Here is a 17,277-nt window from a genome sequence, read left to right on the forward strand (position 1 = left end):
TGGAGGCTGGGCCCATGATCCATCCGTCACCCGTCTGCCGCAATGAGAGGCAGCGGGGCGGTTTTGCCCGGATCATTGGCGGATGACGCGGGGGATGCAAGGGCTTTTTGCACTGCAGCAAATAGCGCCGGAAGCCGACGCGGTGCTTCAGGCGGCCCTGTTCTCCCTTTTCGTCGCGTCAGCTTCTCGGATAGCATTCCTTCGTGCGGAGTTTAACTCCGTATTTGGCCTTTGGGAGGAGGACCGGATGAGCTTCAAGGATATGTACGCGATCGCGCTCGATGGCAGCCATTGGGACGTTCCGCAGAATTACGACGCAATGTTCAACTGGAATTACGACCCCGAACGCAGCGCGATGATGGGGCTCTACCAGAAGGGCAAGGAGATGCAGTGGGATGCCAAGACCCGCATCGACTGGACCCAGGAGCTCGACGAGGACAATCCCGAGCAATTGCCCGACGAGATGCTGCCGATCAACGGCATGGCCGCTTTCGAGAAAATGTCGCGCAAGGAGAAGGCGAATGTCCGGAAGCATTTCCAGGCATGGCAGCTCTCGCAGTTCATGCAGGGCGAGCAGGGCGCGCTGATCTGCACCGCGAAGATCGTGACGCAGGTGCCGGACATGGACTCGAAGTTCTATGCCTCGACGCAGGTGATCGACGAGGCGCGCCATGTCGAGAGCTACAAGATGCTGCTTTCGAAGTTCAATCTCGTCTATCCGATGACGAAGCCGCTGCAGACGCTGATCGAGCAGACGCTGCGCGACAGCCGCTGGGACATGACCTATCTCGGCATGCAGGTGGTGATTGAAGGTCTTGCGCTCGCGGCCTTCGCGCAGATCCGCGACCACGCGCAGAACCCGCTCGCCGCCTCCGTGAATGCCTATGTCATGCAGGACGAGTCCCGCCATGTCGCCTTCGGGCGTCTGGCGCTGCGCGACTATTATCCTCAGCTCTCGGAGAAGGAGCGCGACGAGCGCGAGGAATTCCTGCTCGAAGCGAGTTATCTCATGCGCGACCGCTTCGACGCCGTCGAGGTCTGGCAGAATCTGGGGCTCGATCCCGTGGAATGCGCGGAGCACATGTATCATTCCGGCTTCATGGCGAAGTTCCGCTCCTCGCTCTTCCAGCGCATCGTGCCCATTGTGAAAGATGTTGGGCTTTGGGGTTCGCGCATCCGCAAGGGCTATGAGGAAATGGGTGTGATCGACTATGCCAAGCAGGATGTCGACGCGATGCAGGCGAATGACGATTTCATCGCCCGCGAATTCGATGCGCGGCGCAAGCACATCGAAAGCGTTGCGGCCCGCGCTTCCGCTGCCGAATAGGCTTCACTCTGCGCTGGAACGGCTTGGCCGTTCCAGCGTTTGACATGGGAGGGGGCGAGATTTGCCTTGTTCCGGCCACAGATTGGCGGGACGCTCCTTCAACGCTCACCCGCAGGGAAGGATTTGCTCATGACCTCCAAATCTCCGACAAGGTTCGTCGCGTTGCTGGCCGCTGCCGCCATCGTCATGCCGACGCTTGCCTTTGCCGACGATCATCGCCCGCCGCCCGGTCAGGGACAGGGCCAGCCCCAGCATCGCGATATGGAGCGGCGCGATCAGAACAAGCACCAGAATCGTGACATGCAGCGTCGGCAATCGCGCGACCGGCCAGAATTCCGATATGACGAGTCGCGCTATGCACGCGACTATTACCGCAAGCCCGGCAACCGCTGGGACGCGCCGCGGGCGCCGCGCGGCTTCGGCTATGGCCACAGGCTGCCGCGCAATTACTGGCACCCCCTGCCGCCCGGCCTTCGCGGCCATTTCCATCCCCGCCCCGGCTATGACTACTACATGGTCGGCAACGACATCGTGCTCGTGGCGATCGCGACCGGCATCATTGTGGACATCCTCTACAACGTGAACCGTTACTGAGGCACAGGCGCCATTTTCGGGGCCCGGGAGCGATCCCGGGCCCCGTCCTTTTGCGCCGCAGCAAAGCCTGTGATAAGGCGTTTCAAGCACAGAACGCAGCGTAAAGGCGAAGAACATGGCGAAGGACGTAGGCGGCAAGCCGGCCCCGAAGCAGGACCAGCCCTGGATTTTCCGTACCTATGCGGGCCATTCGACCGCCTCGGCTTCGAACGAGCTTTACCGCACCAATCTGGCCCGCGGGCAGACGGGCCTTTCCGTCGCCTTCGATCTGCCCACCCAGACCGGCTACGACAGCGACCATGTGCTCGCCAAGGGCGAGGTCGGCAAGGTCGGTGTGCCGATCAGCCATATCGGCGACATGCGGGATCTCTTCCACGACCTTCCGCTCGACCAGATGAATACGTCGATGACCATCAATGCGACGGCGGCCTGGCTGCTGGCGCTTTACATCGCCGTGGCCGACGAGCAGGGGGCCGACCGCGCCAAGCTTCAAGGCACGGTGCAGAACGACATCATCAAGGAATATCTCTCGCGTGGCACGTATGTGTTCCCGCCCGAACCCTCGATGCGCCTCATCACGGACATCGTCTCCTACACCTATACGCAGGTGCCGAAGTGGAACCCCACCAACGTCTGCTCCTACCATCTGCAGGAAGCAGGTGCGACGCCGGTGCAGGAGCTTGCCTTCGCGCTCGCCAATGCCATTGCGCTGCTCGACCATGTGAAGGCGAGCGGGCAGGTGCCGCCGTCCGAGTTTCCGCAGGTCGTGGGCCGTATCTCCTTCTTCGTCAATGCGGGCGTGCGCTTCATCACCGAAATCGCGAAGATGCGAGCCTTCGTCGATCTCTGGGACGAAATTTGCCGTGAGCGCTATGGCGTCACCGACGAGAAGCTGCGCCGCTTCCGCTATGGCGTGCAGGTGAATTCGCTCGGCCTCACCGAGCAGCAGCCGGAAAACAACGTCTATCGCATCCTGATCGAGATGCTGGCCGTGACGCTGTCGAAAAAGGCCCGCGCCCGCGCCGTGCAATTGCCCGCCTGGAACGAGGCGCTCGGCCTGCCGCGCCCCTGGGACCAGCAATGGTCGCTGCGCGCGCAGCAGATTCTCGCTTATGAGACGGACCTTCTTCAGTATCAGGACATTTTCGACGGCAGCCATGTCATGGACGCCAAGGTCGAGGCGCTGAAGGCGGAAGCGCGCGAGGAACTGAAGCGCATCGAAGACATGGGTGGCGCTATCGCGGCCATCGAAACCGCCTATATGAAGGAACAGCTCGTCGCCTCGAACTCGGCGCGGCTTGCCGCCATCGAGGCGGGCGAGCAGAAGGTCATCGGCGTCAACGCCTTTGTCGAGACGGCGCCGTCTCCGCTCGCGACCGGTGAAGGCTCGATCCTCACCGTCTCGCATGATGTCGAGGAGCACCAGATCGCCCGGCTCAAGGAATGGCGCCGCATGCGCGACAATGAGGCCGTGGAAGCTGCGCTCGCCGAACTTCGCCGGGCGGCGAAGGAAGGCCGCAACATCATGGAGCCCTCGATTGCCTGCGCGAAGGCCGGCGTCACCACGGGCGAATGGGGCACGGCGCTCCGCTCGATCTTCGGCGAATACCGCGCGCCGACGGGCGTTTCCCGCGCCGTGCGCAACGACGCGCCGGAACTCGACCATGTGCGTGGCATGGTCGATGCTGTTTCGAAGAAGCTCGGCCGCCGCCTCAAGTTTCTTGTCGGCAAGCCAGGCCTCGACGGTCATTCGAATGGCGCCGAGCAGATCGCCGTCCGCGCACGCGACTGCGGCATGGATGTCGTCTATGACGGCATCCGCCTCACGCCCGCTGAAATCGTGGAAGCCGCCCGGGAGGGCCGCGTCCATGTGCTCGGCCTGTCGATCCTGTCGGGCAGCCACATTCCGCTCGTCACTGAAGTCATGGCGCGGCTGAAGGGGGAGGGGATCAATATCCCCGTCGTCGTCGGCGGTATCATTCCGCAAGACGATGCCGAAAAGCTCCGCGCCGCGGGCGTCGCCGCCGTTTACACGCCCAAGGACTTCCAGATCACAGACATCATGGCCGATGTCGTGCAGCTGGTGGACGCGGACGCCGACGCGGCGTAGGTCTGCCGCCCCTCCTGCCCGGAAAGTTCCCATGGGATATGCGTTGAGCCTTGTCCTGCCGATCTTCGGCGTGATCGGTCTGGGCTATATGGCCGTGCGGTTGCGTGTCCTGAGCGATGCGGCGATTGACGGGCTCGACGCCTATGTCTTCACCTTCGGCATTCCCTTTCTTCTGTTTCGCAATATCGCGCGGACGGCGATGCCGGATGCGCTGCCCTGGGGCCTATGGCTTTCCTATTACGGCGCGATGCTCGGTGTCTGGCTCCTGGGTTCGCTCATCGCCCGCTATGCGCTGAAGAAGAATTTCGGCGAAGCGATCATCATCGGCTTCGGCGGCGGGCAGGGGAATGTCGCCATGCTCGGTATCCCGATCATCCTGACTGGCTTCGGAGATGCGGCGGGCGTGCCGCTCTTTCTGCTGCTTGCCTTTCACGGCCTCATTCTCATCACGACGGCGACCTTCCTGCTTGAAATGGCGCAACTGCCCGAAGGCCAGCAGGTGCCGGTCCGGCGCATCCTGATGAACGGGCTGATGGGGTCGCTGAAGAACCCGATCATCATCGGACTTGGCCTGGGTCTCATTTATGGCCGCTTCGGCGTGCCATTGCCGGGCCCGGTCGACGCAACCGTCGAGATGATGAGCAAGACCGGTATTCCTTGTGCGCTTTTCGTACTCGGCGGAATGCTCACGCGCTATCACCTGCGAGCAGCCATCGCGACGGCCAGCATGACGGCGACGTTCAAGCTCGTCGTGCATCCGCTGTTGGTTTTCGTGATGACCGATTTCGTCTTCGGCCTGCCGCCGCTCTGGGTTGCGGTTGCAACGGTGCTGGCAGGTATGCCCACGGGCGTCTATTCGTCGATCCTTGCGGGCCGCTATCGCATGGCGCCTGCCACGGCGTCGAGCGCCGTTCTGATCTCGACGGCGACAAGCGCGATCACGCTGACGCTTCTGCTCAACTACTTCAGGCCCTGACGCTCAGGCCGCGACCGTGGCCTCGCTGGTCGGCGCCTGCGGTTTCAGGCGGAAGGCTTGCGGGCGCACGAAGAAGAAGGCGAGCGGCGTATCCTTCACGATGCGATAGGCAAGAAGCGGCGTGCCGACTGCCATGACGATACAGGCGAGCGTGAGCAGATCGCCATTCGTGACGCCGAGCTTCAGCAGGGCGATGCGCGTCGCTGCCATGGGCAGGAAGAAGGCGAGGAAGACATAGAGCGAGCGCGAACCGATATAGGTGAGCGGCGCGCCCCAGCCCCGTGCGACCAGCATCGCGACGAGCATCAGCGTCGCCGCGCCGCCGACATAGCCCGTCAGCAATTCCATCGCGCGGATGTCGACCGCGCCTGAAAAAACGATGATCCCCACCGCAACGAACATCGTCGCGCTTGCGCCAAGGGCTGCCGCCACATGCGTCCGCGCCCATTCCGCCATCTGGAAGATGTAAGGCGCGCCATAGACGCCTGAGACGAAGAAGATGAAGCGGTGCGCGAATTCGTCGGGGATAGTCCATCCTGTGTTGAGGTTCGAGAAATAGAGCGCCAGTGCGAGGCCGATGACGATGGGCTTCGCCACGTCGCGCAGGAGGCGCATCAGCACGAAGAAGATGCTCAGCGCATAGATGAACCAGAGCAGTCCGAAAGGCTCGAAGGGGATGAGCAGCAGATCCCTGTAGGTGACAGCCCATTCGCTGTCATGCGGCAGTACGATCTTGAGCCCGATCTGGATGACGGACCAGAGCAGGTAGAAATAGACGAAGTGCAGCACCTTGCCGTCGATGAAGCTCCTGAGGTCGCTCCGCAGCGCGCGCATGGCGAAGAGCCCCGCGACGAGGAAGAAAAGCGGCATTCGGAAGGGAATGGTGAACTCGCAAAGGATGTTGAAGAGATAAGGCACGTGGTTGAGCGCCACCGCGTCGTTATAGGTCGCGTGCTTCATCACCACGAGTGTCATTGTGAGACCCTTGGCGGCGTCGACCCAGTCGATACGTGGCTTTGTGGCGGTCATTTACCATGCTCCCCGTGGTTCCCCGTCCCCGGATGGGACGCAGGCTGCGGCTTTCGAACCTTGGGAGCAGGAAGCGGGCCAGAGAGCGGCCGGAGGAGAGGGAGGCTAGATACCGGCGAGACGGTGCACTTCGGCGGGCGTGATGCCATGGGCCCGCAATTCGCGGAGCCCCATATCCTTGGCGCTCTTGGAAAGGCGGCGGCCCGTCTCGTCGCGCACCAGCGGGTGATGGCGATAACGCGGCTCGGGCAGGCCGAGCAGCACTTGCAGGATGCGATGAACATAGGTTGCGGGGAAGAGATCCTGCCCGCGCGTGACGCAGGTAACGCCCTGAATGGCGTCATCCACGGTGACGGCGAGATGATAGCTCGTCGGCACATCCTTTCGCGCAATGACGACATCGCCGAAGAGCATGGGGTCGATGGGGAGCCGTCCGTGCTGGCCGCGGGGCCCGCCCGCTTCTTCGAGGAAGGTGAGGGGACCGCCTGCCTTTTCCTCGGCCAGCGCAAGGGCCTTTTCCATGTCGAGCCGCCATGCATAGGAGCGGCCTTCCCACATCAGACGATTGAGCTCGGCGGGGTCGATATCCTTGTAAAGGCCGGGATAGACCGGCGCGCCATCGGGATCGACCGGCCAGCGCGCATGGCCGATGCCGGAGGCCTCAATGGCGTCGTGGATTTCCTTGCGCGTCGCGAAGCAGGGATAGACGACTTTCATGTCGCGCAGGCGTTTCAGCGCCGCTTCGTAATCGTCGAAATGCTCCGACTGGCGGCGCACCGGGCGCTCCCAGTCGAGGCCGAGCCATGCGAGGTCTTCATAGATGCCTTGCTCATATTCGGGGCGGCAGCGGCCGACATCTATGTCTTCGATGCGGAGCAGGAAGCGCCCGCCGAGCGACTTCGCGGTCTCATAGGCGAAGATCGCCGAATAGGCATGGCCAAGATGCAGCCAGCCATTGGGGCTCGGCGCAAAGCGGATGACGTCACGCTTCTTCTCTCCACCGTCGAGCGCCATTGAAAGCTCCGTTTCCCGGCCTACACTCGGCCCTCCTTATAGACGAAGTGCGCGACGCGAACGAGGATCGGGAATGGCGATATTGACGGGACCTTCGGTGACGGCGGCAAGCGGCAAGGCGGAACAGCTCGTGATCCTCGCGCATGGGTATGGCGCGGACGGCAACGATCTCATCGGCCTTGCGCCCTATTGGCAGAAGCTCATGCCCAATGCTGCCTTCGTCGCGCCCAATGCGCCGGAGCGTTGCGATGTCGGCTTTGGCTATCAGTGGTTTCCGATTTCGCGGCTCGATCCGGACGAGATCATGCGCGGCATTCTCGGCGCGGCGCCGATTTTCGACCGCTTCATCGACGAGGAGCTTGAGCGCCGCGGGCTCGACGAGTCGCAGCTCGCGCTGGTGGGTTTCAGCCAGGGTACGATGATGTCGCTTCATGTCGGGCTCCGGCGCCGGAAAGCGCCCGTCGCAATCCTTGGCTATTCGGGCGCACTTGCGGGCGGGGAGAGGCTCGAAGCTGAAATGACCTGCCGTCCGCCGGTTTTCCTCATCCACGGTGACATGGACGATTTGCTGCCCGTCTCGCGCATGTATGACGCGGCCGAGACGCTGGGCGCGGCGGGGCTTTCCGTCCGCTGGCATGTCTCGCGCGGGCTTGGCCACGGCATCGACCCCGAAGGTCTCGAACTCGGCGGGCAGTTTCTCAAAGATGCCTTTGCTGCGGCGGTTTGAGGTTTCGGGAATAGCTCAAGTGGCTTCACAAAGCCGTTGCACTAGATATAGTAAGGTTAGTGACAATTCGGGACGCAGTCCTTGTCTGGACCGATGCGATCCCAGGAGGGCAGCGTGCACGGTTCGTTTGCCAATCCGGATAGTTGTCCGGCCCTGGTGCTGAATGCGGATTACAGGCCGCTCAGCTATTACCCTCTCTCGCTCTGGTCCTGGCAGGACACGATCAAGGCGGTCTTCATGGACCGCGTGAATATCGTGTCGAGCTACGAGACATATGTCCGTTCGCCGAGCTTCGAGATGCAGCTGCCGAGCGTCGTCTCGCTCAAATCCTATGTGAAGCCCGCGCGCTACCCTGCCTTCACGCGCTTCAACCTCTTCCTGCGCGACCGCTTCTCCTGCCAATATTGCGGACACCGCCATGATCTCACCTTCGATCATGTGATCCCGCGCTCGCGCGGCGGGCAGACGACGTGGGAAAATGTGGTCGCCGCCTGCGCGCCCTGCAATCTCAGGAAGGGCGGGCTCATGCCCGCGCAGGCCGAGATGTTCCCGATGCAGAAGCCCTATCGGCCGAGCGTCACCGATCTGCACAAGAACGGGCGGCACTTCCCGCCGAACTATCTGCATGAGAGCTGGCAGGACTATCTTTACTGGGATAGCGAGCTGGAGCCGTGATTCCATTGATGCGGGGCGCTTGCGCCGCATGACTCAATATAGTCGAAAGAAGAGAGAATGCTGCAGGACTGGTCGGCGGTGGACCGCTATTTCGCCGACAGGCTCGCGCCGTCCGACGACATCCTCGAAAGCGTCCTTGCCGCGAATGCGGCGGCCGGTCTTCCGCCGCATGACGTTTCCCCTCTGCAGGGGCGCTTCCTCGAACTCCTCGTTCGTCTGACGCATGCGAGCCGTGTTCTCGAAATCGGGACGCTGGGCGGCTATTCGACGATCTGGATGGCACGGGGGCTATCGGACGGCGGCCGCATCGTTACGCTGGAAGCGGACGAAAAGCATGCGACGGTTGCACGCGCCAATTTCGAAGTTGCAGGCCTGTCGAATCGCATCGACCTTCGCGTGGGGCCGGCACTTTCGACCTTGCCCGCGCTCGAAGGCGCAAAGCAGGGGCCGTTCGATCTCGTTTTCATCGATGCCGACAAGCCGTCCAATCCCGACTATCTCGCATGGGCGCTGAAGCTCACGCATCCGGGAAGCCTGATCATCGGCGATAATGTGGTTCGCGACGGCGCCGTGATCGACGCGCAGAGCACCGATCCGCGTGTCCAGGGCGTGCGCCGCTTCACGGATCTGCTTGCGGAGGAGCCGCGGCTCGTCGCGACCGCCCTGCAGACGGTGGGCTCCAAGGGATGGGATGGATTTGCGATGGCGCTCGTCGTCTGAGCCGCTCAAACCTTCTCCGACAGCCTGATCGCCAGTCGGCAACCGGCGCCGATGAGGCCGGAAAGAAGCGCATAGGCAGGCGCTTCCTTTGCGCCTTTCTCGATCGCTTCGTCGCGATGCTGCACTTCCTCAAGGCGAAAACGCTCGATCGTGTCGATGAGGTCTTTCTCGTCGGCATTCATGGTTTCGAGCTTCGCGATCTGGTTCCTGTAGTGTTCGTCGATCACGGTCTCGACGGCTTCCGTGCAGGCATGGGCGGCTTTCTCGCCCATGAGCGCCGTGGCCGCACCGAGCGCGAAGCCCGCCACATGCCAGATAGGCGCGAAGGCTGTGGGCCTTACCCCGCGCTCATTGATGAGGTCGTTGAAGCGGGCGAGGTGGACTTCCTCCTCCTTCTCCATGCGTGTCAGGGACTCCACTGTCTCCTGCTTGTTGGGAAGATATTTGAAGACGGCGAGCTGGCCCGAATAGATGCGCACCGCGCCATATTCGCCCGCATGATCGACGCGAACGATTTCCTCAATCGTTTTGCTTATCGACCGGCCGGGCTGCGCGCTGCGGGGTGTGGGTTTCGGCTTTCTCTCGGGCTGTCTCGGCATCATTCCATTCCATGCGCTTCGCGCTCATAGCGCAGCACGGGGAGTGCCGAAAGCGCAAAGAGGGCGAGCGAGATGAAGAAATTGAATCCCGCCAGCGAGATGCCGAAAAGCGTCCAGGCCGCCTTGTCGCATTGGGGCGCGCGGGTGCCGCCCTGAATCTGCGCCTGCAGATCGGCAAGCGAGTTCGCGACGAGGCCGCTCGACGTGCAGTCCGAAGGGCCTGCCCACCACTTGTATTCGACGCCCGCGTGATAGCCCGAAATGCCCGCGCCAATCGCGAAGGCCGCCGCGCAGAGGCCAAGCAGCACGACCGGCCCGATGCCGAGATTGGCCTCGCGCGAAAGGACCCCTGCACAGAGCGCCGCGCCGATGGCGAAGACATAGGGAATGCGCTCGATCAGACAGAGATGGCAGGGCTGATAGCCGAGCGCATATTGAAAGAAATAGGCCCCGCCCAGCGTTGCGACGCTGACGGCGAGAACGATCCAGGGGATGGTGAGCGGCGGAATACGGTCAAGCATGGGGCGCATTGAACCACGGCTTGGGACGAAGGACGAGAGGCTTTCCGCCGCATGGAAGCGGCGCAGCATCAGCCCGGCCGAGGCGCGCTTTTCATATTGCCGCTGGCGCCCTCTCCCAGCGCATGCTCGATCATGCCGCGGGCGATTTCCCGCTCGCCCATGATGATGAGATTCGCGCCGTGCTGGCGGAGATAGTCGATCTCTGCGTCGGAATGGGCGCGGGCGATGATTTCGAGCGAGGGATTTGCCTTGCGGGCCTGCTCGACCGCCTGTCCCGTCTCGAAAGCATTGGGGATGGCAACGAAGAGCCAGCGCGCGGCGGGGAGATTCGCGGCATCAAGAATGGCCGAATTCGCGGCGTTTCCTTCCAGCACCGCGTAGCCCCGCTGGCGCAGCCTGCCCGCGACGCCCACCGTGTCCTCGATGACAAGGATGGGGATGCCCGCCTGCTGCAGCCTTTTCCCGACCAGCCCGCCGACGCGGCCGAAGCCGATGATGACGGCATGGCCGCGAAGATCGGTCGGCGTCACCTCGGGGGCTCCTCCGACGTCGGGTCGGGCCTCGTCCGCAGCTTCGCGCGGCCAGACTTTTTCGAGAACCGGCTTCAACCGTTCGAGCGCCATGAAGAAGAGCGGGTTGAGCATGATCGAGAGGATCGCGCCAGCGAGGATCAGGTCGCGCCCACGTTCGGGCAGAAGGTGCAGCGTGACGCCGAGCGTGGCGAGGATGAAGGAGAATTCGCCGATCTGGGCGAGGCTCGCCGAAATAGTGAGTGCTGTCGAAACCGGATGGCCGAAGGCACGCATGATGAAGAAGGAGGCGACCGACTTGCCGATGATGATGATGGCGAGCGTTGCGATGAGGGGTAGTGGATCCGTCAGCAGGATGCGCGGATCGACGAGCATGCCCACCGAGACGAAGAAGAGCACGGCGAAGGCGTCGCGCAGCGGCAACGTCTCCTCCGCGGCGCGTTGGCTCAACGGCGACTCGCTCAGGATCATGCCCGCGAAGAAGGCGCCGAGCGCGAAGGAGACGCCGAAGAGAAGCGCTGCGCCATAGGCGACGCCGAGCGCGATGGCGAGAACCGCGAGGCGAAAGAGTTCGCGCGAGCCGGTATGAGCAATCTCGTGCAGAACCCAGGGGATGAAGCGGCGCCCGACGATCAGCATCAGGGCGACGAAGGCGGCGATCTTGCCAATCGTCAGTGCGACGGCCTTTGAAATTTCATAGAGGTCGAGTTCGTTGCCTGCGGTTCCCGCGGCCTGCAACAACCCGGCAAGGGCGGGCAGCAGCACCAGCGTCAGCACCATGGCGAGATCCTCGACGATGAGCCATCCGACGGCGATGCGGCCGCGCTCTGTTTCGACGATGCGGCGATCCTGAAGCGCACGCAGCAGCACGACGGTGCTCGCGACGGAAAGCGCGAGCCCGAAGACGAGCCCCATGCCGATGGGCCAGCCGAGCGCCCATCCGAGCGCCATGCCGAGCAGCGTCGCCACGGCGATCTGCGTGAGCGCGCCGGGGATCGCGATGGCTTTTACCGAGAGAAGGTCCTTGAGCGAGAAATGGAGGCCGACGCCAAACATCAGAAGGATGACACCTATTTCTGCGAGCTGCAGCGTCAGCGTCTGATCCGCAACGAAGCCGGGCGTGAAAGGGCCGACGACCACGCCTGCGAGCAGATAGCCGACCAGAGGCGACAGGCGGAAGCGATTGGCGATTGCGCCGAAGATGAAGGCGAGCACCAGACCGCCGACGATTGCGGCAATGAGCGGGGTTTGGTGTTCCATGCGCCTCCAGAGCGTGTCGGATGAGATGGAGCTTAAGAATACACATAAATTGACCAAAATGCGGCCAAGGGCCTCCCGAAAATCGAAACCTTCATATGCCTGTGTCCATTCCGCCATCCGCGATTGTTAAGAGCTGAGGCGGAGGCAGGTTCGGCCTTCGGTATGTGCGGGGGCGTTACTCTTGGATACTCAAAGCATTGCCGTGGGCGGCGTGGAGCTGGCTCGCGAAGGGGCGCGCTTTTTTGCGCTTCCGCTCATTGTTCAGGTGGCGGCTCCGGTTCTTCTTTTCGCTGCTGCTTCGACAATCGCCATTGATCCGGCGCTTGCCACGCTGATGAAGGCCAATGTGACGGGCGTGCCGGCCGATATTATGCGCGCGCTCACGGACCTCGGCATCGGCACCGGCTGTGTCGTCGGTGCGCTGCTTCTCATCATCTTCGCGACTATCGCTCGGCGCGCGCATTTCGCGCCCCGCTTCGAGGCGCTTTTCGCCAGGGCGCAGCGGTTGAGTTTTCTGTTCCTGCTGTCGCTGGCGGCCTCTGGCGCTATCGTCAATCTCATGAAGATTCTCGCGGGCCGTCATCGTCCGCGCGATCTCTTCGGCCGGTCCGAATATGGCTTCGAGCCTTTTCAGTTCCGCCATGCGCTGGACAGTTTTCCGTCAGGCCATTCGCAGACGATCTTCGTTGTGACGACGGTTCTGGCGCTGGCCCTGCCGAAGCGCTGGCGGAGCATCAGCCTTGCCGGAGCCATGATCGCGGCGACGCGCGTTGTCATGACCAATCACTATCTGAGCGATGTGGTGGTGGGATCCTATATCGGCATTGCGGCGGTTTTGCTCATCGCGCCGTTCGTCCTGCGCCAGGGCGATGCACCGATGCTTCGTCGCCCGCTATCGCGTCTCTGAGGCGTCAGATCACATAGCGCGCAATGAGGAAGCCCGCGACGATCAATCCGACGAAGAGAATTGCAACGAGGCCGAGATTCTCGTCGATGAATTCCTTCAGCGGGTTGCCATAGCGGTTGAGGATGCCGGCGACGATAAAGAAGCGCGCGCCGCGCGTGATGATCGACAGCACGACGAACCAGAAGAGATTGTAGCCAGCAAAGCCCGAGGCGATGGTGACGATCTTGTATGGGATCGGCGTCAGGCCCTTGATGAGGATGATCCAGGCGCCCCATTTCGCATAGAGCGCGCGGAATTCCTCCACCTTGTCGGTATAGCCGTAAAGGCTCATCAGCCAGTGCCCGATCGTATCGTAGAGAAGATAGCCGATCGCATAGCCGAGCAGCGCGCCGAGGACGGAAGAAACGGTGCAGACGGCAGCGTAGAACCAGGCGCGGTCCGGCCGGGCGACTGTCAGCGGCACCAGCATGACGTCGGGGGGCACCGGGAAGAAGGAGCTTTCGGCGAAGGAGACGGCCGCAAGCGCCCAATGGGCGTTCTTGTGGGCGGAAAGCCGGATCGTCCAGTTGTAGAGCCCGCGCAGCATCTGAAGCACCTTTTGTGGAGGCTTTGCATGTAGCAGGCTTGGCCGCGCGGTGTCCATCGCGCCGGTTCGCGCGGTCTTTCTCACGCGGGGGCGATACATTTTGTTTGATCGCGCGCGCCCGCCGACTATCATGCGCCCGCGCTTCGGGAGCCCCTGTGGTGGAATGGTAGACGCGGCAGACTCAAAATCTGTTGCCTTCACGGGCGTGCTGGTTCGAGTCCGGCCAGGGGCACCAAACACTCGATGACTTGAGCACGCTCGTCATCCCGCTCCCCGTCCATTCGGTTCATTCTCCTGGCCTCGTCGACCGCCGGATCGCGGCACATGACTTTTTTGTAAGTTTCTGTTGCGCTTTGGCTCGCGTGTTGATACTAAGAGTCATTCGCATCTAAAGGCAACGGAAATGAAGAATGAGGCTCCACCGGACCCGGGCGTAGCCGCCGGAGCAAGGCCGGCAGAGCGGTCGGTCGCCAGTCATCTGCTTTTCGGGGGGCGTCGCGAGGTCATCATCGACCACGGCGGCGAGCGCTATCGGCTCCGCATAACAGGCAGCAACAAGCTCATTCTCATCAAATAGCCCTCGCGACATTCGCGGCAACCAAGCCAGCCAGTTCGCTCCTGCGGGAGTGCAGCCAGCCAGGATTGCTTTTCAAAACGCATCTTGGAACTGAACATGGCACGGTACAGGCTTACTGCATTTCTATTGTTGACGACGTCGCTCGTCGCATTTTCCACGGCGCAGGCTGAGGACGCGGCGACAAAACCCGCTGGGACGGCAATCGAGTCGACAGCTCCGGCAAAAGCCGAAAAGACGCGGAACGCGACACAGCTTGACGCAGTGACGACCACGGCAACGCGCAACGCGGAAGCGCTGGGCGACGTTCCGGCGACCGTGTCCGTCATCGACGCGGAAGACCTCGAGCGCATGAATGCGCGCAACCCGCGCGACGCGATCCGTTATGAGCCCGGCGTCTCCGTCGGCAACCAGCCTTTGCGGACGGGCTCGTCCAGCTACACGATCCGCGGCATCGGCGACAATCGCGTGCTTCTGCTGATCGACGGCCTCGACGTGCCGGACATGCCGGAGTCGAACTCGGCCTCGGGCGGGTACACGCGCGATTTCGTCGATCTCGACAATCTGAAGCGGATCGAAATCGTCCGTGGTCCGGCATCGGCGCTCTACGGCAGCGACGCGCTGGGCGGCGTCGTCTCTTATGTGACCAAGGACCCCTCTGACTATCTCGATCTCGTCGGCAAGGATTGGTTCGCGAGCCTCAAGGGCGCCTATAGCAGCGCCGACGACAGCTTTGCCGAGACGGCGACGGGCGCCATGCGGGCGGGCGATTTCGAAGTGCTTGGCCTTTACACGCGGCGCGACGGCCACGAGGTGGAACCGAATGGATCGGTCGCCGGCGGCGCTCTCTACAATCCGCAGGACTATTCGTCGGACAACTTCCTCGGCAAGCTGGTCTTCACGCCCACGACCGTCGACACGCTCAAGCTGACAGGCGAGTTCACGAAGAAGAATCAGTTCACGAATGTCCGGACGGATCTTTCCGGCACCGTCCTGTCGTCCACCTCCGACGACGATACGAAGCGCAATCGCGTCAGCCTCGATTACATCCACGACGCGCCGCTCGGCTTTATCGACCGTAGCGAGTTCAAGATCTTCTATACGAAGGTCGATCGCACCGAACATCAGGAGCAGCTTCGCAGCAGCGGCGCGACCTTCCGCGTGACCGATCTCGGCTTCACACAGGAAATCTTCGGCGCCGAGACCCAGTTCAATTCGGCGGCGAAAATATTCGGCCTCGCGAATGAGTTCACGTACGGCCTCAATGTCGAGCATTCGGATACGGAGCGCCCGCGTTATCGCACCGACACGAACACGACCACGGGCGTTTCGACCTCGAACATCTGCACCGGCCCCGGCATGTGTGAGTTGTTTCCCAACAAGACCTTCCCGGACAACAGCCTGCTGAAGTTCGGCTCCTATGTTCAGGACAAGATCACCTTCGGCAATTTCGCCGTCCTGCCCGGCGTGCGTCTCGACTACTACCGGATGACGCCACATCCGGATCAGCTCTTCGAGAACTCGAACGCGCTCGATGTCGAGAAGTTCTCGAAGTGGCATGCCTCGCCCAAGCTCGGCCTGACCTATGCGTTCAGCGACGAATATACGGGCTTCGCGCAATATGCCCATGGTTTCCGCATTCCGCCCTATGACAGCGCGAACCAGACCTTCATCAACTATTCCTACTTCTACGGCGTCGTTCCCAATCCGGACCTGAAGCCCGAGCAGAGCGACGGCGTCGAGCTTGGTCTGCGCGGCAAATATGCGAGCGGTTCGAGCTTCATCACCTCGGTCTTCTACAACAAGTATGAAGACTTCATCGAGACGGTGACGCTTCCCGCGGGAACGCTGCCCGGCGGTCTGACGGCCTTCCAGTATCAGAACCTGTCCAACGTCGTGATCTATGGTGCGGAAGCGCGAGGCGACTATCGCTTCCTGCCGGAATGGGCGCTGCTCGGCAGCATCGCCTATGCCTATGGCGAGGATGAAGACACACATCAGGCCATCGACAGTGTCGACCCGGTGAAGCTTGTCGCCGGGTTGAAATATCAGAGAGAGAACTGGGGCGCGGAATTCACGGCCACCCATGCCTGGCGGCATACCCGCGTAAGCGATGCGAACTATTTCCGCGCGCCGAGCTACACCGTGCTCGACCTCACCGCCTATGTCGAAGTCATGCCGACTTTCACTATCAATGCGGGCGTCTTCAACCTTACGGACGAGAAATACTTCGTGTCCCAGGATGTGAAGGGCGTCACGGAATCGAGCACCGTCATCGATCGTTATGCGCAGGTTGGCCGGAATTTCGGCGTCAACGCGACGATCCGGTTCTAGGGAGCAGGCCGTGGCCTTCGTGGCAATTGGCAGTGCTGGCTTTCATGAGGCGGGGGGCCGTTCCTCTCCCCGCCTCATGAGGCTGCGTGGCCCGATGCTGCGATTGGTCGCTGCCTTTGCACTGCATGCAGGAGCGGTTGCTGCCGCGATCTCCACCTCTTCCACGTCGCGCCTGTTGGATGAGAGGAAGGCTGCCGATACCGCGAGAGTGATAGACGTCGTCTTCATCACCATGCCGCGTGAAGCCGCGCGGCCGGAGATGCCCGTCACTACACCGGTCGGGAAGCCTGTCGAAAAGAAGGTGGCGCCCAAGCCGGTGAAGGCCGCGAAGGCTCTTGCCAGGTCAGCGGAGAAGATCGCGCCCGTGGCCAAGGCGGAGCCTGCGGAGTTGCAACCGGCAACGGGCGAGAGTCCATCGCATGCGGCAAGCGTTGTGCAGGCAAGCAGCGCAGCGAGCGCGGATGTTCAGACCGCCAATGGCGGCGCGACGACCAATCTCGTTATCACCAGTCCGCGCTTCCGAAGCCCACCGCGACCGGCCGCCTATCCGAAGCGTGCGCGCGAGCTGGGACAGGAGGGCGAGGCGCTGGTTCATGCGCGTCTCGATCCGGATGGCGATCCCGAAGAGGTCCTGATCTGGAAAAGCTCCGGCTTTGCGCTTCTCGACAATGCGGCGCTGGCGGCGGTGCGCCGCTGGCAGTTCGAGCCTGCACGGAGGAACGGACACGCGACGGTCGCATGGGTCGAGATTCCAGTCCGCTTTCAACTCAACTGATTTCACTTAAGGAGATGAT

The 17,277-nt window shown here is 62.3% G+C and carries 17 protein-coding genes and 1 tRNA gene; 12 read left to right on the forward strand and 6 right to left on the reverse strand.

Annotated elements, in window-relative coordinates; translation table 11 throughout:
- Window positions 1-247 precede the first annotated feature (247 nt).
- The 4 genes from F2P47_RS15275 (at window position 248) to F2P47_RS15290 (ending at window position 5,007) form a co-directional block, all read left to right on the forward strand.
- Window positions 248-1,327 carry a ferritin-like domain-containing protein gene (locus F2P47_RS15275; protein WP_152217251.1) on the forward strand — a complete coding sequence of 360 codons (1,080 nt, stop codon included), beginning with the start codon at window positions 248-250 and terminating at the stop codon, window positions 1,325-1,327.
- Window positions 1,328-1,456: 129 nt separating this feature from the next.
- Complete coding sequence (locus F2P47_RS15280; protein ID WP_152217252.1) at window positions 1,457-1,921, forward strand: RcnB family protein; 465 nt, start codon at window positions 1,457-1,459, stop codon at window positions 1,919-1,921.
- A gap of 115 nt (window positions 1,922-2,036) precedes the next feature.
- Window positions 2,037-4,031: a protein meaA gene (locus F2P47_RS15285; RefSeq protein ID WP_152217253.1), complete on the forward strand. Its 1,995-nt coding sequence runs from the start codon at window positions 2,037-2,039 to the stop codon at window positions 4,029-4,031.
- A gap of 31 nt (window positions 4,032-4,062) precedes the next feature.
- On the forward strand, window positions 4,063-5,007 hold the full coding sequence (locus F2P47_RS15290) for an AEC family transporter (protein WP_185681152.1): 945 nt from the start codon (window positions 4,063-4,065) through the stop codon (window positions 5,005-5,007).
- Window positions 5,008-5,010: 3 nt separating this feature from the next.
- Here F2P47_RS15290 and F2P47_RS15295 read toward each other — a convergent pair whose 3' ends face one another.
- Together F2P47_RS15295 and gluQRS are read right to left on the reverse strand one after the other, a co-directional pair.
- On the reverse strand, window positions 5,011-6,036 hold the full coding sequence (locus tag F2P47_RS15295; RefSeq protein ID WP_152217255.1) for an acyltransferase family protein: 1,026 nt from the start codon (window positions 6,034-6,036) through the stop codon (window positions 5,011-5,013).
- Between the two features lie 105 nt (window positions 6,037-6,141).
- Window positions 6,142-7,050 carry a tRNA glutamyl-Q(34) synthetase GluQRS gene (gene gluQRS, locus F2P47_RS15300; RefSeq protein WP_152217256.1) on the reverse strand — a complete coding sequence of 303 codons (909 nt, stop codon included), beginning with the start codon at window positions 7,048-7,050 and terminating at the stop codon, window positions 6,142-6,144.
- A gap of 73 nt (window positions 7,051-7,123) precedes the next feature.
- Here gluQRS and F2P47_RS15305 point away from each other — a divergent pair, with 73 nt between their 5' ends.
- From F2P47_RS15305 to F2P47_RS15315, 3 genes are all read left to right on the forward strand, one after another.
- Window positions 7,124-7,777 carry an alpha/beta hydrolase gene (locus F2P47_RS15305; protein ID WP_152217257.1) on the forward strand — a complete coding sequence of 218 codons (654 nt, stop codon included), beginning with the start codon at window positions 7,124-7,126 and terminating at the stop codon, window positions 7,775-7,777.
- 93 nt (window positions 7,778-7,870) lie between these two features.
- Entirely contained in the window at window positions 7,871-8,452 is a 582-nt protein-coding gene (locus F2P47_RS15310) for an HNH endonuclease (RefSeq protein ID WP_152217302.1), read from the forward strand.
- Window positions 8,453-8,509: 57 nt separating this feature from the next.
- Entirely contained in the window at window positions 8,510-9,172 is a 663-nt protein-coding gene (locus F2P47_RS15315; protein WP_152217258.1) for an O-methyltransferase, read from the forward strand.
- Window positions 9,173-9,177: 5 nt separating this feature from the next.
- Here F2P47_RS15315 and F2P47_RS15320 read toward each other — a convergent pair whose 3' ends face one another.
- From F2P47_RS15320 to ybaL, 3 genes are all read right to left on the reverse strand, one after another.
- A complete protein-coding gene (locus F2P47_RS15320) occupies window positions 9,178-9,774 on the reverse strand; it encodes a demethoxyubiquinone hydroxylase family protein (RefSeq protein WP_246176920.1) in 597 nt (198 codons plus the stop codon).
- On the reverse strand, window positions 9,771-10,292 hold the full coding sequence (locus tag F2P47_RS15325; protein WP_185681153.1) for a disulfide bond formation protein B: 522 nt from the start codon (window positions 10,290-10,292) through the stop codon (window positions 9,771-9,773). The genes F2P47_RS15320 and F2P47_RS15325 overlap by 4 nt, the downstream gene beginning before the upstream one ends.
- Window positions 10,293-10,360: 68 nt before the next feature.
- A complete protein-coding gene (gene ybaL / locus F2P47_RS15330) occupies window positions 10,361-12,082 on the reverse strand; it encodes a YbaL family putative K(+) efflux transporter (protein ID WP_152217260.1) in 1,722 nt (573 codons plus the stop codon).
- A gap of 181 nt (window positions 12,083-12,263) precedes the next feature.
- On the opposite strand from ybaL, the gene F2P47_RS15335 reads away from it, so the two are divergent.
- Complete coding sequence (locus tag F2P47_RS15335) at window positions 12,264-12,989, forward strand: phosphatase PAP2 family protein (RefSeq protein ID WP_152217261.1); 726 nt, start codon at window positions 12,264-12,266, stop codon at window positions 12,987-12,989.
- Window positions 12,990-12,993: 4 nt separating this feature from the next.
- Here F2P47_RS15335 and F2P47_RS15340 read toward each other — a convergent pair whose 3' ends face one another.
- A complete protein-coding gene (locus tag F2P47_RS15340; protein WP_152217304.1) occupies window positions 12,994-13,575 on the reverse strand; it encodes a YqaA family protein in 582 nt (193 codons plus the stop codon).
- A gap of 149 nt (window positions 13,576-13,724) precedes the next feature.
- Here F2P47_RS15340 and F2P47_RS15345 point away from each other — a divergent pair.
- From F2P47_RS15345 to F2P47_RS15360, 4 genes are all read left to right on the forward strand, one after another.
- Window positions 13,725-13,810 (forward strand) — tRNA-Leu (locus F2P47_RS15345).
- 168 nt (window positions 13,811-13,978) lie between these two features.
- Window positions 13,979-14,152: a hemin uptake protein HemP gene (gene hemP, locus F2P47_RS15350; protein ID WP_152217262.1), complete on the forward strand. Its 174-nt coding sequence runs from the start codon at window positions 13,979-13,981 to the stop codon at window positions 14,150-14,152.
- Between the two features lie 96 nt (window positions 14,153-14,248).
- Entirely contained in the window at window positions 14,249-16,483 is a 2,235-nt protein-coding gene (locus tag F2P47_RS15355; protein WP_152217263.1) for a TonB-dependent hemoglobin/transferrin/lactoferrin family receptor, read from the forward strand.
- 94 nt (window positions 16,484-16,577) lie between these two features.
- On the forward strand, window positions 16,578-17,258 hold the full coding sequence (locus F2P47_RS15360; RefSeq protein WP_185681154.1) for an energy transducer TonB: 681 nt from the start codon (window positions 16,578-16,580) through the stop codon (window positions 17,256-17,258).
- Window positions 17,259-17,277 lie beyond the last annotated feature (19 nt).

Origin of the sequence: Parvibaculum sedimenti (assembly GCF_009184905.1) — a bacterium.
Lineage (GTDB): Bacteria > Pseudomonadota > Alphaproteobacteria > Parvibaculales > Parvibaculaceae > Parvibaculum > Parvibaculum sedimenti.